Here is a 25,854-nt window from a genome sequence, read left to right as displayed (position 1 = left end):
GTCATGGACACGCACGAGCTGACTCCGGGCGAGCTGGCCCGCCGGAGCGGCGTGGCGGTCTCAGCTCTGCACTTCTACGAACGCGAAGGGCTCATCAACAGCCGTCGCACGTCAGGCAACCAGCGCCGATACGCCCGCGAGACACTGCGCCGGGTGGCGTTCATCCGAATGTCACAGCGCCTCGGCATCCCGCTGGCCCGGATCCGCGAAGCGCTCGCCACCCTGCCCACCGACCGGGTACCGACCAGCAAGGACTGGGCCAAACTTTCGGCGGGCTGGCGGCAGGATCTCGACGACCGCATCCTGCATCTACAACGTTTGCGGGACAATCTGACCGGCTGCATCGGCTGCGGCTGCCTGAGCCTGAAAACCTGCCTGCTGACCAACCCCGGGGACGTGTTGGCCGGGCAGGGCCCGGGAGCCTCTCGCCTCTGACGTATCGAACGTCTGTGCGATACACTCGCGGCCATGGAGCTGGCGCTGCAAGGCTCGCTGTTCGAGCACGCGGAACGTCGCAGACTCGGCAATGGGGCCTGGGTGGAGCTGCGTTCCGGTTGGCTGCCCGACGCTGATTCGCTGTTCGAGGACCTGATGGACACCATCCCATGGCGCGCCGAGCAGCGCGAGATGTACGACCGGGTGGTCGACGTACCTCGGCTGGTCAGCTTTCACCATCTGGTCAACGAACCGGTGCCGCATCCCCGGCTCAAGCAGATCCGGCGCCGGCTCAACGACACCTACGGCGGTGAGCTCGGCGAACCGTTCACGACCGCCGGGCTGTGCATGTACCGCGACGGCAACGACAGCGTGGCATGGCATGGGGACACCATCGGCCGCGGGCGCACCGAGGACACCATGGTGGCCATCGTATGCCTCGGTGCGACAAGGGTTTTCGCGCTGCGCCCACGCGGTGGCGGGCATGCACTGCGGTTACAGCACCGGCACGGCGACCTGCTGGTCATGGGTGGCTCATGCCAGCGCACCTGGGAGCATTCGATACCGAAGACCAGCAGGCTGGTCGGTCCGCGGATCAGCATCCAGTTCCGGCCGCACGGCGTGCGCTGACCGGCGGATCAGCCCTTAACCGCGGCGACCGCGGCGGTCAGCAGGTCACGCGCCTTTCCGGTATCGACGGGCGTCACCGGCTTCTCGGGCAGCACCAGCGGGTTGGCGGTGACGATCACGAGGTAGGGCCCGAAGCTCGCCACGTAGTTGTACAGCTCGCCGGTCCGGGAATGCCCCTGAACCCAGGTCTGCACCACCCGGTGCGTGCCGAGAGTGGGTACGCCGTCGATCTTCGGCGCCTCGACCACGTCCACCTGCCCGCGCGAACCCGGTCCGGCGAACTTCACCTGCTTACACTCGTCACCGGGGTGGTTCACCGGGATCGGCTCGGAGGTTTCCACGGCGAGCACGATGAACCGCTGACCGGCCCCCTCGGCCACCGAGGCGGCCATATTGCCCTTGAGCCCGGGGGGAAAAGTCTGCCCTTCGGCGAATTTCGAGCAGTCAGCGGGCTCAAAGGCCATTCCTGGCGGGATCTTCTGTGGCGCAAGTATTTTCGGATCGATCCCCGTGGGCGCGATGTCCGTCACCTTGAACTCGGGCCCAAAATCCGTCTTCACCTGGGTCACGTTGGCGATGTCGGCATTGGGATACGCCTGCTTGTCCGAGTGACTGCAGGCCACCAAAGTGCAGGCACTGACGACGGTGCCTGCGATGACAGGTAGCACGTTCCGGTTCGGCATCGCTGCCAACTTACCGGGAGCTACCGGCTCAGCCACGCATCGCCGACACCGTTTTCACCAACAGGTCCGCAGCGAAGTCCGCGCCGAGTGGCGGGGACGGCGAGCCCGGGTCGGCGACGACGGTGACGAAGCAGTGAAACTCACCCAGATCGGCGGTGAACGTGTCGGCGTGCGAACGGGTTTCGTTGCCACCCTCGACGACGGTCGAGATCGCGGTCGTCATGCCGGTGGTGCGGGCATCGGGGATGGCTGGTGCGGCAACGGTCATCACCGTGCCGTTGCTGTGGCCGCCGCTGACAGACCACTCTTCGCACTGTTCGCCGAGAGCCGGATCCTGTTGCGCCGTTGTCCGCGCCACGACGGCATAGACGATTCCGCCCGGACCCGAACCCGACCAACCGCGTGCGGTGGCCGGATCCACCGCCGGTGCTGCCAACGCCGCGCACTGCGGCGGATCGGCCGTCCACTGTGAGCCGAATCCCCAAAGGGCCATCGGTGTGACGCGCTTGTCAATCGCGGCGATCTCATAGCCGGTGGGCAGATTCTGGCGCACTCGGTCGATCCTCGCCGGATTCATCATGGCCGGGCCGACGGTCGTTAACGACGTGGGCACCGTGCTCGGTGCAGGCGGTCCAGCACACGCCGTCACACCCCACGTCATGGCCAATGCGGCCGCCGCTTTCCGCACGACCACCTGTCTAGCACGACTGTCAACCGATTTTCAGTCGCCAATCATTTGACAACTGTTGGGATTCAGTGGAATTAAACTCCGGGACCCTCGGTTTGAACATGTAAACCCTCAATCGACGACAACACTCAGGAAGGCAAGACAGTGCATGGGTTGGCATATGCGACGATCGCCGGGGGCGCGCTGTCCGCGTTCACGCTCGGTCTCGCAGCGCCGGCAATGGCTTCACCATCGGGTGTGGGGTCAGCGCAGGACACCATGGCCGAGTTGGAGCACGACGGCTACCAGGTGGTGGTGACCGGACAGGGCGCCGCTCCGCTGGAGCGATGCACGGTGAATTCGGTGCAACCGTTACCCGTGATGAGACCGATGGTGCTGCTCACCGCCAGGTGCTGACGCCCATACGAGGCCAGGCCATGGGAGCGCAACTGGAATGTTTCTTGATTTCACAACGAGAAATCCTTGATAACGCAAGCGCAGCCCAGAAACTGCCACTCCGGCAAATGTCGAATGCTGCCGCGTGGCAAGCCGCTGTGTGTTCCAATCCGATTTCAACGGGCGACCACCGCGCGTGCCTGCCGAAACCGTGCCGACCAACCGATCGGAGACCTGATGACCTCGATTTCGCAGTCCCTGCGGTCTGGCGGCATCGCCATCGCCGCTGTCGCGCTCGCCATCTCGCTAGCCGGCTGCGGTTCCGGCAACAAGTCGCAGGACACCAGCAAGTCGACGTCTACTGAAAGCAGCACCGCGACAACGACGCCGGACAAGCAGGGCCCAAGCGGCGAACCGTCGCCAGCAGCCTCCGCTGGCCCCAACTACACCATCGTCGACTACATCCGGGACAACAATCTGGTCCAAACTGCGGTCCACCGCGGTGATCCGGGCACGCCGGCACTGGATCTGCCGGTTCCGCCCGGTTGGTCGCCGGCCGGTGACAAGACGCCGGAATGGGCTTGGGACGCGATCGTCTCCGACGACCCAGAGTTCGCGGCAGATCCGCCGTCGGTCATCGCACTGATGTCCAGGCTGACCGGCAACGTCGACCCCGCGAAGATCCTTGAGTACGCGCCGAACGAGATCAAAAACCTGCCCGGCTACGAGGCACTGGGCGACGGCTCCAGCAGCACCCTCGGCGGGTTCCAAGCGTTCCAGTTCGGCGGCGGCTACGTGCGCGAGGGCGTCAAGCGGGTGGTCGCCCAGAAGACCGTGGTGATCCCCGGCCAGGATGGCCTGTATGTGTTGCAGCTCAACGCAGATGGGCTTGAAGACCAGATGGGTGCGCTGCTCGATGCCACCGCCGTGATCGACGAGCAGACCACCATCACGCCCTGATCGCGACGGCTCGCCGCCGATTCAGCGGCGTCCCGCTACCGGAATCGGCCGTCATCACTGGCTCACCGCCCGGATGACCTGACATGTGGCGTCACGGATCTGCCCGATGAGCGTTGACGGGAACGGTAACGTATCCGGGGTCGGCACAACCACTTCGGTGCTCACCACACCCAGGTCGTCGCGATGCCAGTCGGCTCCGAGCCGGTCGAGTATGTGTCGCATGGCGTAGTTATCACTCAGCACGCGAGCGGTAAAGCGTTGAACACCAAGATATTCCGCCGACACCACCAGCGCGTACATCAGGAAGGTGCCGATGCCACGACCCTGATAGTCGTCACCGACGGTGAACGCCACCTCCGCCGTCGTCGAATCGTGTTCGTCCCGCACGAACCGAGCGTCGGCGATCACAGGACCGAGGGCCCCTTCGGTCATCACCCAGACGAAGTGATCGGCGTAATCCACCTCAAACAGATACTCCAACAGCGCCTTGGTCGGCTTGCGCACCGATTGGAACCGCCGGTAGAGGGTTTCGCCGGAGAACTCGACAGGCCCGTTCATGGTGCGTTCGACATCACCGGGCAGGACGGGGCGTAAATAGAACCAGTCCCCACTCCGCACCTGCACCGGGATCGGGGTGATGAACGCCGCCAGCCGCTGCCGCGCGATCCGCACCAGCTTGTCGAGCATGCCGGGAAGTTCGAGCAGGGTGGCGAACGCTTCCCTGTCCCCAACCCACCCGAGCAACGGCTCGGCGGCCAGGACCGTAGCGGTTCGCGGCGAGTCACGCAGCAGGGCGATTTCCCCGACGATCAGACCCGGACCGATCTGGACAACCGTCGTCGTCCCGTCATCACCGGTGTGAACGACATCTGTGTGCCCGACGCGGATCGCCAGGAAAGACACGGCACGCTCGCCCTGCCTCATCAGGACCTCACCGGGCACCGCCGCCAGCGGCCGCAACTGCGCGGCCAGCGGTATCAGATCCGCTGGCCGACAGTCGGAGAAGAACTCCAGGGCAGCCAGTTCGTCGGCGCGGACTCGGGTCAGTTCGGCCACGTCCCCTCCGGTTCCGAAGATGGCACCAGGCTACGACGGGATGCCCACACCCCGAGGGCGGACGCGGCAAAAACTGAAGGAGGCTCACGCGCCACGAGCCGATGAGATCAGTCCCCTTGGCGCACAGCCTTCTCGATGCGCGCACCCAGCTCGCTGTCAATGTTGCGCCAGTACTGCAGCGCTCGGTCGAGCACCTCACCGGTGACCGCCCCCAGCGCGCCGGCCACCTGACTCACGGCCGCATCCCGCTGTGCGTCGTCCCAGACCTGCCGCACCAAGGTGCCGGCCTGGCCGAAGTCGTCATCCTCCGCATGCAGTGCGTATGCCGCGCGCAACAGCTCGCCGTCAGCCTCCCAGCCGTCCTCGGCCGGGCCGGTATCGTCCGACCAGGGGCGCCCGATGCTGTTCGGCGCATATACCGCTGCCGCACCGCAGTGGTGGTAGGTCATCTGACCGTCGAATAGATAGGTGTTGACTGGCACGCCTGCACGTGGCTGGTTCACCGGTAGCTGGTGGAAGTTGGTACCGATCCGGTTCCGCTGGGCGTCTGCATAAGCGAAGGCCCGGCCGAGCAGCATCTTGTCCGGCGACAGTCCGGTACCGGGCACGGTGTTACCCGGCGAGAATGCGGCCTGTTCGATCTGGGCGAAGAAGTTCTCCGGGTTGCGGTTGAGCGTGTAGATGCCCAGCGGGATCAACGGGTAGTCGGCGTGCGGCCACACCTTGGTCAGATCGAACGGATTGAACCGGTAGTCGGCCGCTTCGGCGTAGGGCATCACCTGTACCGAGACCCGCCAACTCGGGTAGTCACCCCGGGCGATGGCGTCGAACAGATCCCGGCGGTGGAAGTCGGCATCTGCACCCGACAAGGCCGCGGCCTCGGCGTTGGTGAGGAACTCTTCGCCCTGATGGGTGTGGAAGTGATACTTGACCCAGAATTTCTCGCCTGCCGCGTTGACCCACATATAGGTGTGTGAGCCGTAGCCGTTCATATGCCGCCACGTCCTGGGCAGCCCGCGGCGGCCCATGAGATAGGTGACCTGGTGGGCGGATTCGGGGTTCAACGTCCAGAAGTCCCACTGCATCTGGGCCGAGCGCAACCCTGAATCCGGCAGACGTTTCTGGCTGCGGATGAAGTGTGGGAACTTGATCGGGTCGCGCAGGAAGAACACCGGGGTGTTGTTGCCGACAATGTCGTAGTTACCTTCGGACGTGTAGAACTTCATCGCGTAGCCACGGACGTCGCGCCACGTGTCCGGACTGCCTTGCTCGCCGGCGACGGTAGAGAAGCGGACCAGCAGGTCGGTGTTGGCACCCTTCTGGAACAGGGCGGCCTTGGTGTACTGCGAGACATCCTCGGTGACCTCGAGGACGCCGAAAGCGCCCGAACCCTTGGCGTGCGGGCTGCGCTCAGGCACACGTTCCCGGTTGAAATGCGCCATCTGCTCCAGGAAGTGCACATCGTGCAGCACAATCGGGCCGTTGGATCCGACGGTCAGTGAGTTGCGATCACTCGCGGCCGGAGCACCGGTGCCGGTGGTCGAGCCCGTGGATTCTGTTGCGGTCATGCGAATCTCCGATCAGTGGTGCTGTTACCGACTTGGCATTCGGGACACGTGCCCCAAAAAGTCACTTCGGCCTCGTCGATCACGAAGCCGATCTCGGCGTCGATGCGCAGGCACGGCGCGCTCGCAACAGCGCATTCGATGTCTACGATCGCGCCGCACTGACGGCACACCACGTGGTGGTGGTTGTCGTTGGTCTCAATTTCGTAGCGCGCGGGCGAGCCGGCCGGTTCGATCCGGCGCAGCAGACCCGCCTTCGTCAGCGCATACACCACGTTGTATCCGGCCTGTACCGACAGCGATCCGATGCGGTCACGCGCGCCGGCGATGATCTCGTCGACGGCGGCGTGTGGCGACTCACCCACCTCGGCGAGCACCGCGAGCCGCGCCTCGGTCACCCGCAACCCAGCCGCCCGCAACTCGTCCCGCCAAAGCGTCATACCGCGCCTCCCTCCCATCCGTGGGATCTGTTGTCTCCCAGACTCCGCCGTTTTCTTGCATAATGCAAGTCTTGTGCTATGCAAATCATTTGGTCCGCGGAAGTCGGACGGCCTCCAACTGCCGCGGGCGTGGGATACTTTCTGTCATGGCCACGGCGAATGAGGTTGCGTCAACGAAGACACCGGTCGACGAGCTCGTCGCATTCGAGGTCGCCACGCGGGACCTGGTAGGTGTGGCACTGCGCAGCGTCGAGCAACTCGAGGTTTCCCTACCGCAGTTCCGACTGCTGCTGACACTCTCCGAGATCGGCCGATCCACATCGTCGGACTGCGCACGGGCGCTCGGAGTCGCCGGCTCGTCGGTCACCCGCCTGGCCGACCGGCTCCACAGCTCCGGGCACCTGGTCCGCGGCACCGATCCGACCAACCGCAGCATCGTCACACTCGAGCTCACCACTCAGGGCCGCAAGCTGGTCAGGCGGGTCAGCACCCGGCGCCGTCGGGAGCTGACCCGCGTGCTCGACAGCATCGACGCCGACGAACGAGCCGCATGCGCGGCAGTGCTGCGCAAACTGCACGACCATTTCGGCGACGACTACGCCCGTGATCTCTACAACCCGATGCCGTGGTAAATCGACGGTTTCCCTAGATCACAGGCTCTCTCTGAATACATCGGGCAGACCCTGAATTCGGTTGTCGCTAGCCCTTGGCATGCGCGTCCAAGCGCATCGCTTTGAACACACCGCTGTGTTACCTTATTGAAAATCATTTTCAAGAAGGGGTGTTCATGGTGACACGGGGTATCGTCGCGATACTCACGACTGCGATGTTGTGTTCCGCGGTTGGATGTTCGTCTGACGGCGACACCGACGGCGGACACTCGGCGCAGCAGGTCAAGCCGGTTATCGTGACGAACTTCTATCCGATTCAGTGGCTGGCGACGGCACTCACCGGTGGTGACGCCGAGGTTGTCTCGCTCACTCCGGAGGGCACCGAGCCACACGATCTCGCCGTCGATGCGAACGGGCAGAAGGCTCTTGGCAGAGCTGATGTCGTGCTGTACCTGGGCGCCGATTTCCAGCCCGACGTCCAGCGGGCGGTCGCACAGCTCAGCCCGGATGTCACCACGCTGGACCTGCTCACCGCGCCCGGTGTCGAGCTGCTGACCGCCGACAATATCGGCAAGGAAGCCTTGGCCGGCAATAAGGATCCGCACGTGTGGTTGTCTCCGGCCGAGATGATCGCGATGGCCGACGCGGCGGCGGCCGCGATCATCTCCGGCGCCCCGCAATTACACGGTCGCATCGAGACGGCATTGCCGCAGGTACAACAGGCCTTGCGTGGCCTCGACACCGACTACCGCCATGGACTCACGGGGTGTGCCACACCGGTGCTGGTCACCAGCCATGCCGCCTTCGGGTATTTGGCCCACGAATACGGGCTTGAGCAGGTGCCGATCGCCGGAGTGACTCCCGAGGACGAACCCGACCCGCAGACGCTGCGTTCGATCGCCGAAGTGGCCCGGCAACGCCACGTCACGACGGTGTTCTTCGAGGACGCGTTGCCCAAGAACCTGTCTCAGACGGTTGCGGACGAGATCGGGGCGCAGGTCAGCCTGCTCTCGGCATTGGAGTTCGACCCTCGGGGCTCACTGGGCCCCGATCAGGATTACGTCACCGTGATGCGGGCAAACCTGGATCGTCTGGAGAAGGGCCTGCAATGCGCGGGCTCATAAACCTCGGTGGCGCAGCGGCTTTCCCACCAAGCTCAGAGCACATCACTCGGCTGAAGGACGTCGTGCGCGCGGTCGCACAGCTCGAGGCCGCGGCGCCCGTGCTGGTACAGCAGCTGGCGTGCGCCGAGCCGGGCTGTCCACCGGTGGAGACTGTCGTCGCCGTACTCGGTCCGCCGCGGCGGACCTGGAAGTTCCCCAAACCGACCATCGACATCTCGGCTGCGGAGTTGCGCGCCGAGCTCCTCAACCACCCCCACGGAGACGACCATGACTGACGACCGCGTGCCGGTAACGGTGATCACCGGGTTCCTCGGCGCGGGCAAGACCACTTTGCTCAATCGAATCCTCACCGAGCAGCACGGCAAACGGATCGCGGTGATCGAGAACGAATTCGGCGAGGTCGGCATCGACGACGCGCTCGTTCTCGACGCCGAAGAAGAAATCTTTGAGATGAACAACGGCTGCATCTGCTGCACGGTGCGTGGTGACCTCATCCGGATCCTCGGCGCGTTGATGCACCGCCGGGACCGCTTCGACCACATCCTCATCGAGACCACCGGATTGGCCGATCCGGCGCCGGTCGCCCAGACGTTCTTCGTCGACGACGAGATGCGCAGCCAGTTGCGGTTGGATGCGATCGTCACCGTGGTCGACGCCGCCCACGTACTCGACCATCTCGACGAGGACAAGCCTCAGGGTGTCGAGAATGAGGCGGTCGAGCAGGTGGCTTTCGCCGACCGGATGATCCTCAACAAGGTCGACCTGGTCTCCGCGGAGCATCTCGCCACCGTCGAGAACCGGTTGCGCGGCATTAACCGCGGCGCCGAGATCGTGCGGGCCCAGGATGCCAAGGTGGACCTCAACCGCATCCTTGACGTGGGTGCCTTCGACCTACAGCGAGTGCTTACCGACGACCCCGCTTTCCTGGAACAGGCCGACCACCAACACGACGTAACCGTGACGTCGGTCGGTATCCACATCGACGGTGAGGTCGATATCGACAAGCTCAACGCATGGCTGGGTGAACTCTTGGCGACAAAAGGGGTGGACATATTCCGCAGCAAGGGGATTCTCGCTCTGGACGAGGAGCCGCGGCAGTATGTCTTCCAAGGCGTACACATGCTTTTCAACGGCGATGTAGGCCGGCGCTGGCATGACGAAGAACCTCGCAGCAACCGGTTGGTGTTCATCGGTCGCAACCTGGACCGTGCCGAACTTGAGTCCAGTTTCCGGCAGTGCCTGGTGCCGGCGCGATGAACGCGACAGTCCTGCCGGCGTATTCGTGGCGGATCAACGTCGATGACGCGGTCGTGGCCCTGTCGGCGGCACCCGACGGCCGAGTCGCCGTTGCAGGCGCCGAAGGGTCTGTCGTGCTGCTCTCGGCACAAGGCATTGTCGAACGCCGACGAGATCTCTCGCTGGGCTGTTTGGCGGTGGAGTGGTCACCCGCCGGGGACCGGATCGCGGTCGGATCGATCCACGGTGTCGATATCCTCGACGCCGACGGCACGGTCATCGGCAGCCAGCGGCGCGGCTGGTGCGCATCGGTCGCGTGGAGCTTCGACGGATCCCGCCTGTCCGCCGGGGTGGGGCGCCGCGTGGTGATCTTCGACGCCAACGGCAACGAGCTGTTCAGCGCCGAACGCGACAGCACGGTGACCGCCGTCTCCTGGATCAACCGGCGCGTCGCGACCGCCGCATACGGCGGGGTGCACGTGTATCACACGTCCTCGGCCGGGCCATCGGACGTTCTGCCGTTCACCGGATCGCTTCTGGCCCTGGCCATCAGCCCGGATCGGCGGTGGGCAGCCAGCGGAAACCAGGACGCGACGCTACACGTATGGCGGATCGGCCGGAGCAACGACGAACTCGAAATGTCGGGCTACCCAACGAAAATCAGCACCCTCGAATTTTCGCCCGACTCCTCGTTGCTTGCCTCGGGCGGTGGAACGGATGTGACCGTCTGGGACTTCACTGGCCCCGGCCCGCGAGGCCGCACACCGCGGATTCTGCGGGCACACCACGACACCGTCACCGCCCTGGCGTGGTCTCCTCGCGGCGACTTGCTCGCGGCCGCCGCAGGCGACGGTCAAGTGGCGATATGGGAACCTCGCCGCGGTCTGCCGGGTTGCCCGCTGGCGGCACTGGACGCTCTCAGTGAACAGGCCCCGGCCACAGCGATCTGCTGGGACGCTACCGGCCGGTTGCTCGCCGGCTGGTCCGACGCCACCGTCGTCGCCCACATACCCGCCCCAACTCGATCGTGATGCCGCTGATCGAGACTCGGGCTCTCACCGTTACGTACGGTGAGCGACAAGCGCTGAAGCCTACCGACCTGACCGTCGCCCCCGGCGAATCCCTCGCCGTTGTGGGCCACAACGGCAGCGGCAAGTCCTCGCTGCTGCGGGCCCTGGCCGGCCTGGAGCCATCGGCGGGCGGTGAAGTCATCCTGCACGCCGAAGCTTGCCACCACCGGCGAACGACCATCGAAATCGCTTACGTACCACAACGATCACACGCCCGATGGGATCTGCCGTTCACCATCGGCGATGTCGTGGCGGCGGGACGTCCCCACCGATGGTGGTGGCAACGCCCCGGTCGGCGCGACCGTGACGCCGTCGCCGCGGCACTGGCGGCCGTCGACCTGTCGAACCTCGCGAAGCGGCCCGTCACCGAGCTGTCCGGCGGCCAGGCGCAACGGGTGCTGCTGGCCCGGGCACTGGTGCAACAGCCCGACATCATGATCTTGGACGAGCCGCTGACCGGGCTGGACCTCACCACCGCCGAGGCAGTAATGGAACTACTCGGAGCATTCACCCGCGCTGGCGGGGCGCTCGTGTGCGCGCTGCACGAGATTGATGTCGCGCGAACGTCGTTCACCAAGACGGTGGCCCTGGCACAGGGAACCGTGCTCGCCGGCGGTGTCACCGCGGAGGTGCTCAGCACTGAAGGTGTCGACCACATCTTCACCCGCCGGGCGACCGCGTGAACTGGTGGTCGTGGCTTGCCGACCCGTTCAGCTACGACTTCATGGTGCGTGCAACGATAGCCACCCTCGCGGTGTGCATCGCGGCACCGATGTGCGGAATATGGGCGCTGTCACGCCGGCTGGTGTACCTGACCGATGCGATGAGTCACGGCATCCTGGCAGGTGTGGCCGCTGCGTCGATCATCGGCGGCAGCCTCCTGCTGGGTGGACTGGTCGCCGCCGTGGCGATGGCATTGATCGTCTCGGTACTGGTCGTGCGGGCACATATACCCGAGGACGGGGCAATCGGCGTTGTCGGGCAAGGACTCTTTGCACTCGGCGTGATCGGAGTATCGCTGCAAAGTGATCCCCGGGCACTCGCCCACATCCTGTTCGGCAACCCGCTCACCGTCACCCGCACGGACGTGGTCATCGATGCCGCACTGGCACTGATTGTCGTACTCGCGGTCACCGCACTGCGACCGGTGCTGCTGGCCACCACATTTGACGCCGTGCATGCGCGGACCGTGGGCATCCGCGTCGGATTGGTCGACTCCACACTGCTGGTTATCCTGTCGCTGACCGTGGTCGCCGGAATGGTAACGGTCGGGGTGTTGATGGCGGTGACACTCGTCATCGCACCCGCGGTCACCGCACGGTTGCTCGCCCGGTCACTGGACACCATGCTGCTCATCGCGATCGGTTCAGGGGTCTGCGCCGGCACCGTCGGGCTGCTCGTCAGCTATCACGCCGGACTGCCCGCCGGCCCGACCGTGGCGATCACCGCCGTCGGTCTGGTCGTGATCGCGGCACTGTGGGTGCGCCCCGTGCGTGCCCTACACCGCACAGTGCTGCGGGGAAACAGCCACGATGGCGAGGTCGCGCAGCAGGGGTAGGACGGTGTCTATTCCCCGGTCGGCAAGTGGCCCCGCACATGGGCCCCACCAGCAGCTCACCTGATCGCCGGATCCTCGGCCGCATGAACCACCGCGGCGACCACGATACGGGCCAGATGATCGTCCACTAAGCGATACACCACTTCCCGCCCGGCACGTTCACCGGCGACAACCCTGGCGGCTTTGAGGATCCGCAGATGCTGACTCACCAGCGACTGCGGCGTTTGCAGCGCATCAACGAGCTCGTGCACACAACATGGGGATTCGTTGAGTTGCAACACAATTGCGATTCGCACGGGGGCCGCGATGGCGCGAAGCAACTCCCCCGCTGCGTTGATAGCAGCGCCCGACGGCGATACCGGTAGCGGCATGTGGCGCTGCAACACAATCCCCCTGTCGCCGCTGACACGATCCTCACCTGCATGCGGCTCACCGTCGCCAAGGTCAGTTGTCAACACGCAAGCCGAGCCATCTCCACCGCACGGAGGCTTCCCACTCACGCACCACACCAGTCGGCAACCCGTTAGGAATGATTACCATTATCATTAATAAATAGTAATCGAGATGCGGAGAACTTGTCGACGGGCGGCCGGCACTTATCACATCCCCAACGCAGGTCTACGCCGGTAACTCAGACGCCGCTAGCCAAAGAGTATGCGCCCCTATCGATATGGCGGCATGATGTCAGCAAGCTGCGGCGGCGCCGTTCAGACGCCTCGACATCGTGGACATACCCCGTACAGGTCCACGTGGTGGGTGACATCGGTGTAGTCGAATTCGCGGCTGAGCTGATGGGTTTGGTCCTCGAACGGTGCCGAAGTGAAGGCCTCTGCGCGCCCGCACTGGCGGCACAGCAGATAGTGGCGGTGCTCGCTGGTGGTGCGGAGTCGGTAGAGGAGCTCACCGTCCTCGGCACGCTGAGTCTCCGCGACTTTGTCCTCGACAAGGGTACGTAAGATGCGATACACCGTGGTCAGCCCGAATCGCTGTGACTGTTGTTGGCGCAATTGGCGGTAGAGTTGCTGCGCACTACGGAAGCTCTCGCTGCCGTCGAGGACGGCTAACACTGCGCGCTGTGCCGCGGTCCGTCGGCGTCGGCTCGGCGATCCGAGTTCAGGTGACGAGTGGGCGATCATGTGTTGTGCGACTCCCCGTTCCGAGTTTGCCTTCTCGGTCGCTAGCGTGGGGCCGCGGCTTCCCAAACCCCGTATTCCTCAAGGGTTTTTGAGTGCGTTTTCCAGGCGCGGCCGCCGTGAGCTGTGAGTGTCAGGATTCATCCCCGCCGTGGGCGCCGTCGCCAGATGCCGAACGGCCAGAGGCGGGGCATCCACCGCCTTCCATCCCGGCGGTACCCGGCGGCAGGCCTGCACGCTCATGTGCAGAGCCTTGCCCTAATGCTCGCTCAGCCTGAAACACCGCCAGAGCCACCAGTTCCCGCGCCTGATCATCAACGAGCTGATAGAACATGCGCGCCCCGTCTTGACGTACCCCGACCACGCGCCCCCACCGCAGCTTCGCTAGATGTTGCGAGGTCGTTGTCGGCGTCTTGCCCACCACCTCGGCAAGCCGATTGACCGACAACTCGCCGTAATCACGCAACGCCAAGATGATTCGAATCCGCGTCGGATCGGACAACAACCGCAGCACCTCTGCGGCCAGATCCACATACGCACTTTCGGGACCGAATCTACAGACCTTCGTATCTGCACACATACGAAGATTATAGGCTCTCGGGTTCAAGCTGCCAAGGGGCTCAACCTGTCACACGCGCCGGTGCGGATTCTTGTTCGGTCAGGTCCGTGACAGGTCGACATGTTCGTTGCCGCCGGCGGTCTGCTTCGTCGTCGTGACGTCGCGGCACTCGCCGTAGAGATCGATGCCTCGGGTCGCGACAGCCGAATTCTGCGGACGGAAGACGGCCGTTACACCGTTCTTCTTGAGCGCCGTGCTGTGCGTGTTGAACGCGGAATCGGTTGTCCAGCCACTGGCTTCAAGGCGCTGGATCATTTGAGCGTCTTCGGCATCTGCCGCTTCGAGGCTTGCCGCCAGCGGGTGCGCGATTCTCATCTTCCCTTGGAACGGTGCGTCTCCCTGGTCGTTGCAGGAACCGTGCCAGAACACGGCGTCAACAACTTGCAAGTCGACGGTGCCGACGATGTCCCTTGCGGCGTCGATGACTTGAGCCTTGGACTGCTCGGGGGTGATCGGATTCGATACGCCGTCGTTCATGATCCCGCTCACTACTCCACATCCTGAAACTAAAGCTGCCACCACGGCCGCGGCGACTAGTACTTTCGGCGTTGTCTGTGCATTGCGCATACGTATGTTTGGCATCTCAGATTCAGATCATCCCCACTACTGGTGTGTATGTCCGGACGTACCTGGACGGAAGAGCTCGGGATCGTTGGGCATGGTTAGCCCGGGCACCGGCAGAGGAATGTGGCCCACGACCGGGATGCGGTGCGGAGCCGTCATACCGTCGTGTGCGAGGGCGTCCCCATGCCCGGAGACGATGTCGCCCATGCTGAACAACGACTCGCTACCGGGCGTGTAGTACTGGCTGTGGTCGCCCAGTGGAAACGTCAGGCCCGGCACCTCCGCCTTGAACCGGGTGGACCCGTAACCGTCCATCGCGGGGTCGTCGCCGAGCGAGACAGTGAAATCAGTGCCCGGCACAGGAATCTGCGGGATGGAACCAAGTTTCGTGATCGGGTCGGTAGAAGCTGCCCCGACGTAGAGGTGCCCACCTTCGTTGAGGTGGAAGTCGGCGGCGCTGTGGGCCATATCGGTGCCGGGGCAGCCGACGAGCACCACATCGTCGGCGTGCATGCCATATCCTGCCGCGGCGTCGGACACGGTCGTCGATCCGTAGGAGTGCCCCAACACGGTCATATGCCCTTTGCCCTCGTGAGTAGCGTTGAGGCCGTTGACATCTGCGGCCAACATCTGACCGCCGTCGTGTGCCAGGGCCGTCGCCCCAATTCGCGGATCGATGGGCGAATCCGGCGCGTCGTAGCCCATCCACGCCATCACTGCCGTGTGATTGGTGCGATCAGCCGCGTTGGCCTCTTTGTAGAGCTCGACTGCGTCGTTACCGCCGAGCCAGCCGTTGGTCACGCTGTTTCCCGTGCCGGGCACGACAACTGCTGTGTTCGCGCTGTCATCCGGGTTGCCGATCGCAATCGCCGCCCGACCGTCACCTTTGAACGCCTCGGGTTCGTATACCTGCAGAAACGTTGGCGCACCGGTCCTTTCAGCGTCTGTCCGTAATGCCTCTTGAACCTTGAGTGCATTTTTATAGCGGTCCATCATCTGCCCGGCCATGCCATAGAGCTCCGGGTGAGCCAGGACCTCCTCTTTCGTCACTCCGCGGGACGCGGCGACCTGAGCAGGGCGATCGAGATCCTGTTGAAGGATGACCTTGTTGGCCGTATCGCGGTCGGCGACGGGAATGCCGTTGAGGTTGCCCAACTTGTTGGGCCACTTGTCCAGGAGCTCGCGCTGCTTATCCGGAGGCAGCGACTTCCACCACTTGTTGACCTCTTCCGGACTTTTGCCCACGGGAATCTCTGCCCCGGTGTCATATGGCAGCGGCGCTTGCGGGAGATCTCCGATCCCGAACTTCTGCGGTTTGGCGTCCAACCCCGCGACCGCGGTACGCAGATTCTGGCTGAGCTGCCGGTCGGTCGTGTCGAAGTCCGCCAGGTAGGTCTTGAGGGTCAAAGAGTTTGTGGCCGCCAACTGTTGCAGCTGCATGGCGTTGGTCGGGCTGAGTTTGGCGTATTGATCCAAGGGACTTCCCGGCCGCACCGAGACCGAGCCGTCGGTGGCAACCTGCCAGCCCTGGCCCTTCAACTGATCGACTGCCTGTAGCAGACCGGTTCGGGTCTGGCTGAGTTTGGTACCGCCGTCTTGCAGAACAGGTTGAGCCCGGGTCAGCGCAGCGTGAACCTGTTGCATACGCGCCAGGGTGGGTTCTGCTTTAGCGGTCGCAGCTTCAGACGCAGTGCCGTGCCAGTTCGACCGCAACCCATTGATGGTCGCGCGCTGGTTGTCGATCTGCGATGCCAAACCAGAGGCCTTGTTGGCGATTTCGGCCGCCGATACGGTCAGCGACTCGGGACGTGAGGCTTCCACCTGCGGAATCGTTACCGGGACGACGGGGGAGCCAACGCTGAACGTGGACGATGTTGCGACCGGCCGGGTTGTCACGGAGCGAACTTGTGTAGGCGGCGGCCGAGTTCCTCATCCATCCGGTGGTAGCGATCGGCAGCGGTCGACAACTTCGTTGAATGGCTCGTCAGCTCTTCGTGCACGTTGTTCAGCGCGGCGTCGACGGTCGAGCCTGCGAACTGACATGCGGACTCGCTGAACAGACCGGAAACACCCGTGCCTGCGCTGGTCATCGATTCGCCTATGCCCATGTCTGAGACAAACTGGCCCACGTCGGTCTGTGCTCGCGCCGCGTTGCGAAGCGAATCCGGATTGACACGCAACGTCCCACCCATGGAAAGAAAGTCTACGACTGCCAGCAACCGCGACATCACACCATCTTGCGGGGCTGCTGCCGACTGGCACTTCTGGGTAGTTAGCTAACTCATTGAGTGCCGACTACCTGTATGGATTCTGGTGGAGCTAAGGGGAATCGAACCCCTGACCTACTCGATGCGAACGAACCTACTGAGGTTCCCCTGAAAAAGTGGACGCGGTTAGCTTGCTTCCAGGGTGGCATTCAGTGTGCGTTCGTAGGCGATGGGTGAACACATTCCGATCGATGAATGCCTGCGTCGATGATTGTAGAAGATCATCCAATTCTCAACTGCTGCAATCAATTCAGCTTTCGTAGCGAAAGTATGCCGGTAGTAGTATTCGTGCTTGAACGTCGACCACAGCGACTCGGCGCCGGCGTTGTCCCAACAGATCCCGGCGGCCCCCATGGAGCGGCGCAACCCATGAGTGACCGCGGCAGCGGCCATAGCCTGGGAGGTGTACTGGGTACCTCGGTCCGAATGCAGAATGACGCCCTTGACCCGACCACCTCGAATTCACGCCCGAGGACCTGAGCGAGATCGACCGTTTCGCTTCAGATTCCGGCATTGACCTATGGGGGGGGGAGCTCCGACCTGTAGTCGGATACCGGCGAACACTCTACGAGCTCCGGCCGCTACGACATCGCCAAATCCAACTCGCCGCGCAGTCGGCCGCTCGGTCACCACCGGTTCGGTAGATCGACGCGAGGTCGCCTCGTCCGGTTCGCGCAAACGCTGTCAATCGACCCTAATCGGGATAGTCCATCGGGACGCCCAGCGTGTTGAGCGTCATCGCCAGCGCATCGTATTGGCCTACCAGCGTGACGAACTCGATCAGTTGGCGGCGGTCCAGGTGGCCGGCCAGCAACCGCCAACCCGCGTCCGACAACGTGCGTGCGGCGATGAGTTCGTCGACTCCGACCAACAGCGCCCGGTGCCGCGGCGAAGGCTCCACGGAGTTGGGCCAGGCGACGATCGCGGCCTGGGTGCCTGCGTCGACGCCGCGCCGCAGCCCGAGCCTGCGGTGCTGCTGCAACTCGTACTCACAGGCGCGCAAGTGTCCGACGCGCAGGATGACTACTTCTATATCGCGTTTGGGGAGGCGTCCGCGGTACAACAGCGTGCCGTTGAACGGCGCCCAGGACCAGAACAGCCGCTTGTGCTGAGCCAGCACCGTGAACAGGTGGAGTTCCGGCACGCCCCAGACTCGAGCGGACAGCTTGCAGAACAGCCACCCGAAGAAACCGAGTTGACGCCGGTCGCCCGGCGGAATGCGCGGTGACGTCACCGCGGGCAGCGGACCGGTCCGATCCGCCGGTAATCGTTCCCACGACGTCATGGTCCGCCTTCTTCAGTAGTACAGATCCTGCCGATGTGGACGGCAAGGCCATTACACATCGGTTCAGCTGCGTGCCGGACGCCGATCCCCGCCACCAGCCGCACCTGCCTTGGTCGCCGTGCCCCTGGGAACGTGACCTCGGCCCGAAAGCTTCTCGGCCCGCCACTGGTCGGCCACCACGGTACCCCCCACTAAGTGTCGTCCCACTCGGGTTGACCCAAGGGCGGCTACGGGCCGACGACGCGCAACCGGTCACCCACCTCCATGGATAGGGCAACCGCGCCTGGCGCGACAGCTGATCAGCCCGGGCCAGCAGGCCTGTCCAGCTCCCGGGAGGCGTTCTTTCGCGCGTCAGATAAGCTGGCGGAAACCGTGCGAGACGTTTTCGCGCGACCCAGGGGCTGGAACCAAAGGCTGGCCGTTCAGCCAGACCGGCGTGGTGTCCGGCCCACTGGATACATCCAAATGTGAAGGACCATCCTGTGGCGGAACCCATGGTCACGCCGGTTGCCGTCATCGGAATGGCCTGCCGGCTGCCCGGCGGTATCGACTCCCCGGAGTTGCTGTGGGAGGCGTTGATACGGGGTGACGATCTCGTCACCGAGGTCCCAGCGGACCGCTGGAATGCCGACGAGTACTTCGACGCCGAGCGTGGTGTGCCGGGCCGCTCGGTGTCGAGGTGGGGCGCGTTTCTAGACGATATTGGCGGTTTCGACGCCCCGTTCTTCGGGCTCAACGAGAACAAGGCCGCGGCGATGGATCCGCAGCACCGCCTCCTGCTGGAGACCTCGTGGGAGGCCATCGAACAGGCCGGGATGGCACCGACATCGTTGGCCGGGACCGCCACGGGGGTGTACCTAGGCTTGTCCCATGACGACCACACCTCCATAGCGCTCGACGCGGATGCGTACGGGTACACGGAGACCGCCGCGTGTATGGCATCCGGTCGGGTCGCCTACACGCTGGCCGTGCACGGTCCAGCGTTGACGTTCGACACGGCGTGTTCGTCGGGGCTGCTTGCCGTGCACATGGCTTGTCGCAGCTTGGACGGGGGTGAAAGCGACCTCGCACTGGCCGGCGGCTGCATGGTAATGAGGGAGCCTCGAAAGAACAGCTGGGCGTCGGCGCAGGGCATGCTTTCTCCGACCGGACGGTGCCGGGCGTTCGACGAGGCGGCCGACGGGTTCGTCCGCTCCGAGGGTTGCGCCGTGGTGCTGCTCAAGCGGTTGCCGGACGCACTGCGGGACGGTGACGACATTCTCGCCGTGGTCCGCGGCACGGCCGCCAATTCAGATGGCCGGACCAGGAACATCGCGACGCCGTCATTCGATGCCCAGGTGGCGGCTTGCCGGGCGGCGCTGGCCGCGAGCGGCGTCGATGCCGACACGATCGGCGCGGTGGAAGCACATGGCACCGGCACTCCGGTCGGCGATCCGATCGAGTTCGCGAGCCTCGCCCAGTCCTACGGGCGCAGCGGTGAAGTCCTGCTCGGCTCGGCGAAGTCGAACTTCGGCCACACCGAGTCCGCGGCGGGCGCCCTTGGGTTCATCAAGGCGGTCCTCGAGCTGCAGCACGGTGTTGTTCCGCCGATGGTGCACTTCAACCGCCTGCCCGATGCGCTTGCGCAGATCGAGACCGGTTTGACCGTGCCGCGGGAGACCACGCCGTGGCCCGACGGTCACGCCGGACCGCGCCGGATCGCGGTGTCGTCCTACGGGATTTCCGGCACCAATGTGCATGCCATCGTCGAGCAGGCGCCAGCGACCCGATCATGCCGATCCCCACGCCAAGACGCCGATGACGCGATCGTGCGTCCCATGCTGATCCCGCTGTCCTCGACTTCGGCCGACGAACTGCGGCGTACGTGCGGCCGACTGGCCGACTGGCTGGAACGGCGCGCGGAATCGGTTGGGCTGGAAGACCTGGGCTACACCCTGGCTCGTCGGCGCGGGTATCGCACGGTACGCACTTCGGTGATCGCGGGCGACATCAAGGAGCTGTGTGCCGCCCTGCGGGACGTCGCTGTCGGCGACGCGCAGTACCCGGCCCAGGTCGGACAGGATGACCGCGGCCCGGTATGGGTGTTCTCCGGACAGGGTTCGCAGTGGGCCGGCATGGGTGCAACCCTCATGGAAACGGAACCAGTGTTCGCCGACACCGTCGCGAGCATCGAGCCGCTGATCGTGCGGGAGTCCGGGTTCTCAGTGACCGAGGCGATGTCGGCATCCGAGACGGTGACCGGCATCGACCGGGTTCAGCCGACCCTGTTCGCCATGCAGGTCGCCCTGGCTGCGACGATGGCATCCCACGGGGTGCGGCCCGGCGCAGTCATCGGGCACTCCATGGGCGAGGTCGCCGCAGCCGTCGTCGCGGGATCGCTTTCGCTGCAGGACGGCGTGCGGGTGATCTGCCGCCGCTCCAAGCTTTTGGCTCGCCTGTCCGGGTCCGGGGCGATGGCTTCGGTGGAGCTGTCCGAGCAACGCGTCCGCGACGAACTGGCCAGCCGCGGTATCGACGACGTCGTTGTGGCCGTGGTGGCGTCCCCGCAGACGACTGTGATCGGCGGCGAAACCCAGACCATCCGCAAGCTCGTCGCGGCCTGGGAGCAGCGCGAGGTGATGGCACGCGAAGTAGCCGTCGATGTCGCTTCCCACTCCCCTCAGGTGGACCCGATCCTGGCGGACCTGGCCGACTCATTGGCCGATCTCGCCCCGGGGAAACCGGCGATTCCCTTCTATTCTTCGACCCAGGACGACCCGCGCGCGTTAGCCGCATGCGATCCGGCTTACTGGGTCGACAACCTACGTCAGGTGGTCCGGTTCTCCGCCGCGGTGCAGGCAGCGTTGGAGGACGGCCATCGGGTCTTCGCAGAGTTGGCTCCGCACCCGCTGCTGACCCGCGCCGTCGAACAGACCGCCGAGAAGATGGAGACCCCGGCAGCTGCGCTGACCAGCATGCGGCGCGACCAGCCGTCGCCGCACGGCTTGCTCGGCTTCGTCTCCGATCTGCACAGCGCCGGTGCAGCGGTGGACTTCTCCGTGCCGTATCCCGACGGGCGACTGGTGGACGCGCCGCTGGCGACGTGGACCCACCGCCATCTACTGCTCTCCCGCGCGGGCGGCGCCGGCTGGGGTGGGCACGCGCAGGGCCACCTGGTCGCGGTCCATCCCCTGCTAGGGGCGCATGTTCGGCTGTTGGAGGAACCCGAACGGCACGCCTGGCAGGCCGACGTCGGCACCGCCGCGCTGCCGTGGCTGGGCGACCATCAGGTGCACGATGTTTCTGCGCTGCCGGGAGCTGCCTACTGTGAGATGGCTTTGGCGGCCGGGGAAAGGCTGTTCCCCACGGGTTCCGAGGTGCGCGACGTCCAGTTCGAAGAGCTCCTGTTGCTCGACGTCCACACCGAGGTCGCTGCCGTCGCGTCGATCGATGCGCCCGGCGTCGCGGCGTTCACCGTGCAGACCGATGATGCCGGGGAACGGGTCCGGCGCGCGGTCGCGGTCCTCTACGCAACCGAGGAAGGCCTCCCGCCGGGCTGCCGCGATCTCGACGATCTGCTGGCCGCGCACCCGGGCACCGTCAGTGGCGAGGAGCTCCGGCAGTCATTGGCCGCGCGGGGCATCGAGTTCGGTCCCGCCTTCACCGGTCTGGCCCGCGTGCATACCGCGGAAGGCGGCGCCACGCTGCTGGCCGAGATCGGGGCGCCTGCCGGTATCCGGGCCGGGCAGTCCGGCTACTGCATCCACCCCGCAGTGCTGGATGCCTGCTTTCAATCCGTCGGCGCACACCTGCTGGTCGGCGGCCGGCGAGACAGTGGTGGTCTGCTGTTGCCCTTGAGTGTCGGCCGGCTGCGCCGCTTCGGGGCGGGTCGTGATGCCCGCTACTGCCATGTCACCGTCACCAAAGCCGACGCTACGGTAATCGAAGCCGACCTCGAGGTGCTCGACGGAAACGGTGGGGTGATCCTTGAAATCAGCCGACTCCGGTTGGGCAGCGGCGCCACCAAGGCCGGCGAACGTGAACGCCTTCTCGCCGACCGGCTGCTGACGGTCGAGTGGGAGCAGCGACAACCACCGACCGCCTCGGTCAACGGGGCCTCGGCCGGGCGTTGGCTGCTGATCAGCTCGGATGACACCGATGACCTTCCGGCCCACCTGACCGATGCACTGGTGGCCGGCGGTGCCCAGTGCCGGACGGCGGCCTCGGTCGCCGACGCCGACGGCCTGACCGGCGTGGTGATCGTGACAGCACCGGCAGGCGACGATCCAACCGAGGCCTGCCTCACGCGCGGCCGCGAACTCGTTCGGCAGATCGTCGACATCGCCGGCGAACTCTCGAACACCGACTCGCAGCCGCCGCGCCTCTACGTCGTCACCCGCAACTCGCAGGCCGTGGCGAGCCACGATCGGGTCAACCTGGACCAAGGTGGCGTGCGTGGGCTGGTGCGGGTGATCGGTGCCGAGCAGGCGCCCCTGCGACCGAGCCAGATCGACGTCGACTCCCTCACCACCGCCGACCAGCTCGCACAGGAATTACTGAGCGGCTCGGATGAGGACGAAACGGCCTGGCGGGAGGGGTCGTGGTACGCGGCGCGGCTGCGTCGGACTCCGTTGCGAGCCGAGGAGCGGCGGACCATTCTCGCCGACCCCGGATCCGACGGCATGCGACTGCAGATCCGCACCCCCGGTGATCTGCAGACCCTGGAGGTGGTCGCAGCCGAGCGGCCGACACCCGCGGCCGGACAGGTCGAGGTCGCGGTCGGCGCCTCCAGCATCAACTTCGCCGATGTGCTGGCCGCCTTCGGCCGCTACCCGACATTCGACGGCACGCAACCGCAACTCGGCCTGGATTTCGCGGGTGTGGTCACCGCCATCGGGCCTGGGGTCACCGAGCACCGGGTCGGCGACAAAGTCGGCGGTTTTGGCGCAGGCGGATGCTGGGGCACGTACGTCACGTGCGACGCACGACTGGTCGCGCCATTGCCGGCCGGCCTGACGGCCGAGGCGGCCGCCGCGGTGTCCACCGGGTACGGCACCGCGTGGTACGGGTTGTGCGACCTTGCGCGGATCGGTGCAGACGACCGGGTGCTCATCCACTCCGCGACAGGCGGTGTCGGTCAGGCGGCGATTGCGATCGCTCGGCATGCCGGCGCCGAGATCTTCGCAACGGCAGGCAGCCCAGCGCGGCGGCAATTGCTCCGAGACATGGGAATCGAGCACGTATACGACTCGCGTTCAACTAGTTTCGCCGACGAGATCCGCCGCGACACCGACGGCTACGGCGTCGATGTGGTGCTCAACTCGTTGATCGGGCCGGCCCAGCGCGCCGGACTCGAGTTGCTGGCCTTCGGCGGGCGCTTCGTCGAGATCGGCAAACGCGATGTCTACGAGCACACCCGCGTCGATCTGTACCCGTTCCGGCGGAACCTGACGTTCTACTACGCCGATCTGGCACTGATGACCACCAACGCCCCCAAAAGCATTGGGGCACTGCTGCGCAAGGTCTACGAGTTGGTCGGCAGCGGCGTGCTGCCGGTGCCCGAGCACACGGTTCATCCGCTGGCCGAAGCCGCCACCGCGATCAGGGCAATCAGCGCCGCCGAACACACCGGCAAACTCGTCCTCTCGGTGCCGAGGAATGGAGCCACCCGGGTGGCCGTGCCGCCGAATCGGGCACCGGTCTTCCGCAGCGACGGCTCCTACCTCGTGACCGGTGGGGTGGGCGGCCTAGGGCTGTTCCTAGCCGCGGTGATGGCGTCGGGAGGATGCGGACGAATCGTCCTGACCTCTCGATCTCAACCGAATGCACAGGCGCAGAAGACGATTGCAGCATTACGCAGTAAGGGTACCGACGTCGTGGTGGAGTGCGGCAACATCGCCGACCCGGCCACCGCGGAGCGACTCGTCAACGCCGCCACGGCCACCGGGCTGCCATTGCGCGGCGTTCTGCATGCCGCGGCCGTCGTCGACGACGCAACCCTGGACAACATCACCGACGAGCTCCTAGAGCGGGACTGGGCACCCAAGGTTCGCGGCGCGTGGCATCTGCATCAGGCGGCCGCCTCTCAGCCGCTTGACTGGTTCTGCAACTTCTCCTCAGCCGCGGTGCTGCTTGGCTCGCCGGGACAGGGCGCGTATGCGGCGGCCAACAGCTGGCTGGACGCTTTCACGGCATGGCAACGCAGCCAAGGTATTCCGGCCAGCGCGATCGCCTGGGGCGCCTGGGCCGACATCGGCCGTGGCGCCGCGGTGGCACAACGCGGTGACGTGACGATGATCAGTCCGGAAGACGGTGGATACGCGTTCCGGGCGCTACTGCGCTACGACCGGGGATACACCGGGTACCTGCCCCTGACCGGCATGCCGTTGTTGGTGGCGCTGGCCGCGCGCAGCCCGTTCGCCGAGGCATTCCGCGACGCCGACGGCGACCACGCGGCCAGTGCCGCAACCGTGTTGACCGAACTCGCCGGGCTGACCCAGGACGAGTGGCCGAACCGGTTGCGCCGCCTGGTCACCGACCAGGTCGGCCTCATCCTGCGGCGGGCGGTCGATCCCGATCGTTCGTTCGCCGAGCACGGTTTGGATTCCCTTGGCACGCTGGAGTTGCGCACCCACATCGAGACGCAGACGGGTATCCGTCTGGCGCCCAAGACCATCGTCACCTACAGCACACCGCGGGCGCTGGCGGGGCATCTGACCGACACCCTGGAGGCAAGCTCCGGGTAGCCGGGCGGCTGCCCGGCTTCAGCCAAGCAGCCGCCCGGACACCGCGATCGCCGCTCGCCTTGGCAGCACCCGCGTAAGCACGCGCGCGACGAAGGCATTGGCGACGCCGTCCACGAAGCTGGGTTTGCCGCTGGACAGCGCACGCATCGTGGCGTCGACGAGCTGCTGCGGAGTTCGGGTGAGCCCCAAGGCCTTCGAACGTGCCGCACCCCGAGCCGCGGTCTCGCCTGCCAGCTCGAAGAACGGGGTATCCGTCAACCCCGGGCACACTGCCAGGACACGAACGCCGTGTCTGCGCTCCTCTGCCCAGACCGCCTCGGTGAACGACAACACGAAGGCCTTCGTCGCGCCGTAAACCGCCATCTTCGGCAACGGCTGAAACGCCGCGGTCGACGCCACGTTGATGATCGTTCCCGCACCCCTGGCCCGCATCTGAGGCAGGTAGCGGGCGGTCGTCCCGACCAACGTTCGGCAATTGAGCTCGACCGCCTCCTCGAGGCGCTGCGGATCGGCATCGGCGACGTCACTGTGGGTGCCGAAGCCGGCATTGTTGACCAGTACCGCGATCTCGAGACCCAGGCGATCCGTCTGCTGCCACAGCTCGCCCGCAGCGGCCGGGAGCGACAGATCCATCGCCAGCACGGTTACCTCGACGCCGTGTGCCTCGCGCAGTCGAGCGGCGAGATCATCGAGCCTGTCCGCACTGCGAGCAACGACGACGAGGTCGTGGCCCCGTGCGGCGAACTGCCTGGCGAACTCCGCGCCGATCCCGGTCGACGCCCCGGTGATCAAGGCAACCATCACCCAACTCCACTTGCCTCGACGTTGAA

26 protein-coding genes are annotated in these 25,854 nt (G+C 65.4%); 12 read left to right on the top strand and 14 right to left on the bottom strand.

Translation table 11 applies throughout. From position 1 onward, the window contains the following. Positions 1–3: 3 nt before the first annotated feature. Positions 4–435: a redox-sensitive transcriptional activator SoxR gene (soxR, locus tag B133_RS0100585; RefSeq protein ID WP_018598764.1), complete on the top strand. Its 432-nt coding sequence runs from the start codon at positions 4–6 to the stop codon at positions 433–435. 33 nt (positions 436–468) lie between these two features. Next, positions 469–1,065 carry an alpha-ketoglutarate-dependent dioxygenase AlkB gene (locus tag B133_RS0100580; RefSeq protein WP_018598763.1) on the top strand — a complete coding sequence of 199 codons (597 nt, stop codon included), beginning with the start codon at positions 469–471 and terminating at the stop codon, positions 1,063–1,065. An 8-nt stretch (positions 1,066–1,073) separates the two neighbouring features. Here B133_RS0100580 and B133_RS0100575 read toward each other — a convergent pair whose 3' ends face one another. Continuing rightward, positions 1,074–1,748 carry a DUF5642 family protein gene (locus B133_RS0100575; RefSeq protein WP_026255806.1) on the bottom strand — a complete coding sequence of 225 codons (675 nt, stop codon included), beginning with the start codon at positions 1,746–1,748 and terminating at the stop codon, positions 1,074–1,076. Positions 1,749–1,776: 28 nt separating this feature from the next. Beyond that, positions 1,777–2,442, bottom strand: coding sequence for a DUF5642 family protein (locus tag B133_RS0100570; RefSeq protein ID WP_018598761.1), 666 nt, complete (start codon positions 2,440–2,442; stop codon positions 1,777–1,779). A 138-nt stretch (positions 2,443–2,580) separates the two neighbouring features. Between B133_RS0100570 and B133_RS0100565 the strand changes: the two genes are divergently transcribed. Then, complete coding sequence (locus tag B133_RS0100565; protein WP_018598760.1) at positions 2,581–2,832, top strand: hypothetical protein; 252 nt, start codon at positions 2,581–2,583, stop codon at positions 2,830–2,832. 225 nt (positions 2,833–3,057) lie between these two features. Continuing rightward, the gene (locus B133_RS0100560) at positions 3,058–3,771 is read left to right on the top strand and encodes an LpqN/LpqT family lipoprotein (RefSeq protein ID WP_026255804.1); all 714 of its coding nucleotides are present in this window, start codon (positions 3,058–3,060) and stop codon (positions 3,769–3,771) included. Positions 3,772–3,825: 54 nt separating this feature from the next. Here B133_RS0100560 and B133_RS0100555 read toward each other — a convergent pair whose 3' ends face one another. The 3 genes from B133_RS0100555 to B133_RS0100545 all read right to left on the bottom strand — a co-directional run bounded on the left by B133_RS0100555 (position 3,826) and on the right by B133_RS0100545 (position 6,832). Next, positions 3,826–4,827: a GNAT family N-acetyltransferase gene (locus B133_RS0100555; protein ID WP_018598758.1), complete on the bottom strand. Its 1,002-nt coding sequence runs from the start codon at positions 4,825–4,827 to the stop codon at positions 3,826–3,828. A 107-nt stretch (positions 4,828–4,934) separates the two neighbouring features. After that, the gene (locus B133_RS0100550) at positions 4,935–6,395 is read right to left on the bottom strand and encodes a catalase (RefSeq protein WP_018598757.1); all 1,461 of its coding nucleotides are present in this window, start codon (positions 6,393–6,395) and stop codon (positions 4,935–4,937) included. Continuing rightward, positions 6,392–6,832 carry a Fur family transcriptional regulator gene (locus B133_RS0100545; RefSeq protein WP_018598756.1) on the bottom strand — a complete coding sequence of 147 codons (441 nt, stop codon included), beginning with the start codon at positions 6,830–6,832 and terminating at the stop codon, positions 6,392–6,394. The genes B133_RS0100550 and B133_RS0100545 overlap by 4 nt, the downstream gene beginning before the upstream one ends. 146 nt (positions 6,833–6,978) lie before the next feature. Between B133_RS0100545 and B133_RS0100540 the strand changes: the two genes are divergently transcribed. The 7 genes from B133_RS0100540 (at position 6,979) to B133_RS22190 (ending at position 12,431) form a co-directional block, all read left to right on the top strand. Next, positions 6,979–7,464 carry a MarR family winged helix-turn-helix transcriptional regulator gene (locus B133_RS0100540; RefSeq protein ID WP_018598755.1) on the top strand — a complete coding sequence of 162 codons (486 nt, stop codon included), beginning with the start codon at positions 6,979–6,981 and terminating at the stop codon, positions 7,462–7,464. Between the two features lie 155 nt (positions 7,465–7,619). Beyond that, positions 7,620–8,567 carry a metal ABC transporter solute-binding protein, Zn/Mn family gene (locus tag B133_RS23230; RefSeq protein WP_157625762.1) on the top strand — a complete coding sequence of 316 codons (948 nt, stop codon included), beginning with the start codon at positions 7,620–7,622 and terminating at the stop codon, positions 8,565–8,567. Continuing rightward, positions 8,552–8,842 (top strand): hypothetical protein, encoded by a 291-nt coding sequence (locus B133_RS22195; protein ID WP_198290963.1) that lies wholly within the window; start codon positions 8,552–8,554, stop codon positions 8,840–8,842. The genes B133_RS23230 and B133_RS22195 overlap by 16 nt, the downstream gene beginning before the upstream one ends. Further along, positions 8,835–9,824 (top strand): GTP-binding protein, encoded by a 990-nt coding sequence (locus tag B133_RS0100525; RefSeq protein ID WP_018598752.1) that lies wholly within the window; start codon positions 8,835–8,837, stop codon positions 9,822–9,824. Before B133_RS22195 ends, B133_RS0100525 begins: the two co-directional genes overlap by 8 nt. Further along, positions 9,821–10,834, top strand: coding sequence for a WD40 repeat domain-containing protein (locus B133_RS0100520; RefSeq protein ID WP_026255803.1), 1,014 nt, complete (start codon positions 9,821–9,823; stop codon positions 10,832–10,834). The genes B133_RS0100525 and B133_RS0100520 overlap by 4 nt, the downstream gene beginning before the upstream one ends. Continuing rightward, complete coding sequence (locus B133_RS0100515) at positions 10,834–11,556, top strand: metal ABC transporter ATP-binding protein (RefSeq protein ID WP_018598750.1); 723 nt, start codon at positions 10,834–10,836, stop codon at positions 11,554–11,556. Before B133_RS0100520 ends, B133_RS0100515 begins: the two co-directional genes overlap by 1 nt. Further along, on the top strand, positions 11,553–12,431 hold the full coding sequence (locus tag B133_RS22190) for a metal ABC transporter permease (RefSeq protein ID WP_018598749.1): 879 nt from the start codon (positions 11,553–11,555) through the stop codon (positions 12,429–12,431). The genes B133_RS0100515 and B133_RS22190 overlap by 4 nt, the downstream gene beginning before the upstream one ends. Before the next feature lie 56 nt (positions 12,432–12,487). Here B133_RS22190 and B133_RS0100505 read toward each other — a convergent pair whose 3' ends face one another. The 8 genes from B133_RS0100505 to B133_RS0100470 all read right to left on the bottom strand — a co-directional run bounded on the left by B133_RS0100505 (position 12,488) and on the right by B133_RS0100470 (position 18,299). Further along, complete coding sequence (locus B133_RS0100505) at positions 12,488–12,802, bottom strand: helix-turn-helix transcriptional regulator (RefSeq protein ID WP_018598748.1); 315 nt, start codon at positions 12,800–12,802, stop codon at positions 12,488–12,490. Between the two features lie 336 nt (positions 12,803–13,138). After that, positions 13,139–13,567 carry a Fur family transcriptional regulator gene (locus B133_RS0100500; protein ID WP_081618148.1) on the bottom strand — a complete coding sequence of 143 codons (429 nt, stop codon included), beginning with the start codon at positions 13,565–13,567 and terminating at the stop codon, positions 13,139–13,141. A gap of 130 nt (positions 13,568–13,697) precedes the next feature. Continuing rightward, positions 13,698–14,144: a metalloregulator ArsR/SmtB family transcription factor gene (locus B133_RS22185; RefSeq protein WP_036418314.1), complete on the bottom strand. Its 447-nt coding sequence runs from the start codon at positions 14,142–14,144 to the stop codon at positions 13,698–13,700. Positions 14,145–14,222: 78 nt separating this feature from the next. After that, a complete protein-coding gene (locus tag B133_RS22180; protein ID WP_018598745.1) occupies positions 14,223–14,672 on the bottom strand; it encodes a hypothetical protein in 450 nt (149 codons plus the stop codon). Positions 14,673–14,786: 114 nt separating this feature from the next. Beyond that, a complete protein-coding gene (locus B133_RS0100485; protein ID WP_018598744.1) occupies positions 14,787–16,568 on the bottom strand; it encodes an alpha/beta hydrolase in 1,782 nt (593 codons plus the stop codon). 71 nt (positions 16,569–16,639) lie between these two features. After that, positions 16,640–16,939 (bottom strand): type VII secretion target, encoded by a 300-nt coding sequence (locus B133_RS0100480; RefSeq protein WP_232423232.1) that lies wholly within the window; start codon positions 16,937–16,939, stop codon positions 16,640–16,642. 201 nt (positions 16,940–17,140) lie between these two features. Further along, a complete protein-coding gene (locus B133_RS22175) occupies positions 17,141–17,407 on the bottom strand; it encodes an integrase core domain-containing protein (protein WP_018598742.1) in 267 nt (88 codons plus the stop codon). Positions 17,408–17,708: 301 nt separating this feature from the next. Beyond that, positions 17,709–18,299, bottom strand: a complete 591-nt coding sequence (locus tag B133_RS0100470; protein WP_018598741.1) for a carboxymuconolactone decarboxylase family protein — start codon at positions 18,297–18,299, stop codon at positions 17,709–17,711. Positions 18,300–18,793: 494 nt separating this feature from the next. On the opposite strand from B133_RS0100470, the gene pks2 reads away from it, so the two are divergent. Continuing rightward, the gene (pks2, locus tag B133_RS0100465; protein ID WP_036418816.1) at positions 18,794–25,024 is read left to right on the top strand and encodes a type I polyketide synthase; all 6,231 of its coding nucleotides are present in this window, start codon (positions 18,794–18,796) and stop codon (positions 25,022–25,024) included. 18 nt (positions 25,025–25,042) lie between these two features. Here pks2 and B133_RS0100460 read toward each other — a convergent pair whose 3' ends face one another. Next, complete coding sequence (locus B133_RS0100460; RefSeq protein WP_018598739.1) at positions 25,043–25,825, bottom strand: SDR family oxidoreductase; 783 nt, start codon at positions 25,823–25,825, stop codon at positions 25,043–25,045. Between the last annotated feature and the right edge of the window lie 29 nt (positions 25,826–25,854).

It is taken from the genome of Mycobacterium sp. 155, from assembly GCF_000373905.1.
Classification (GTDB): Bacteria; Actinomycetota; Actinomycetes; order Mycobacteriales; family Mycobacteriaceae; genus Mycobacterium.
The sequence above is the reverse complement of the archived record's forward strand: the minus strand, read 5'-3'. Positions and strand labels throughout refer to the sequence as shown.

Coding starts and splice junctions, on each gene's coding strand:
- soxR (WP_018598764.1), top strand. CDS start 4: ATGGACACGCACGAGCTGACTCCGGGCGAGCTGGCCCGCCGGAGCGGC.
- B133_RS0100580 (WP_018598763.1), top strand. CDS start 469: ATGGAGCTGGCGCTGCAAGGCTCGCTGTTCGAGCACGCGGAACGTCGC.
- B133_RS0100575 (WP_026255806.1), bottom strand. CDS start 1,748: ATGCCGAACCGGAACGTGCTACCTGTCATCGCAGGCACCGTCGTCAGT.
- B133_RS0100550 (WP_018598757.1), bottom strand. CDS start 6,395: ATGACCGCAACAGAATCCACGGGCTCGACCACCGGCACCGGTGCTCCG.
- B133_RS0100545 (WP_018598756.1), bottom strand. CDS start 6,832: ATGACGCTTTGGCGGGACGAGTTGCGGGCGGCTGGGTTGCGGGTGACC.
- B133_RS0100540 (WP_018598755.1), top strand. CDS start 6,979: ATGGCCACGGCGAATGAGGTTGCGTCAACGAAGACACCGGTCGACGAG.
- B133_RS23230 (WP_157625762.1), top strand. CDS start 7,620: ATGGTGACACGGGGTATCGTCGCGATACTCACGACTGCGATGTTGTGT.
- B133_RS22195 (WP_198290963.1), top strand. CDS start 8,552: ATGCGCGGGCTCATAAACCTCGGTGGCGCAGCGGCTTTCCCACCAAGC.
- B133_RS0100525 (WP_018598752.1), top strand. CDS start 8,835: ATGACTGACGACCGCGTGCCGGTAACGGTGATCACCGGGTTCCTCGGC.
- B133_RS0100520 (WP_026255803.1), top strand. CDS start 9,821: ATGAACGCGACAGTCCTGCCGGCGTATTCGTGGCGGATCAACGTCGAT.
- B133_RS0100515 (WP_018598750.1), top strand. CDS start 10,834: ATGCCGCTGATCGAGACTCGGGCTCTCACCGTTACGTACGGTGAGCGA.
- B133_RS0100505 (WP_018598748.1), bottom strand. CDS start 12,802: ATGCCGCTACCGGTATCGCCGTCGGGCGCTGCTATCAACGCAGCGGGG.
- B133_RS0100500 (WP_081618148.1), bottom strand. CDS start 13,567: ATGATCGCCCACTCGTCACCTGAACTCGGATCGCCGAGCCGACGCCGA.
- B133_RS22185 (WP_036418314.1), bottom strand. CDS start 14,144: ATGTGTGCAGATACGAAGGTCTGTAGATTCGGTCCCGAAAGTGCGTAT.
- B133_RS0100480 (WP_232423232.1), bottom strand. CDS start 16,939: ATGGGTGGGACGTTGCGTGTCAATCCGGATTCGCTTCGCAACGCGGCG.
- B133_RS22175 (WP_018598742.1), bottom strand. CDS start 17,407: ATGGCCGCTGCCGCGGTCACTCATGGGTTGCGCCGCTCCATGGGGGCC.
- B133_RS0100470 (WP_018598741.1), bottom strand. CDS start 18,299: ATGACGTCGTGGGAACGATTACCGGCGGATCGGACCGGTCCGCTGCCC.
- pks2 (WP_036418816.1), top strand. CDS start 18,794: ATGGTCACGCCGGTTGCCGTCATCGGAATGGCCTGCCGGCTGCCCGGC.
- B133_RS0100460 (WP_018598739.1), bottom strand. CDS start 25,825: ATGGTTGCCTTGATCACCGGGGCGTCGACCGGGATCGGCGCGGAGTTC.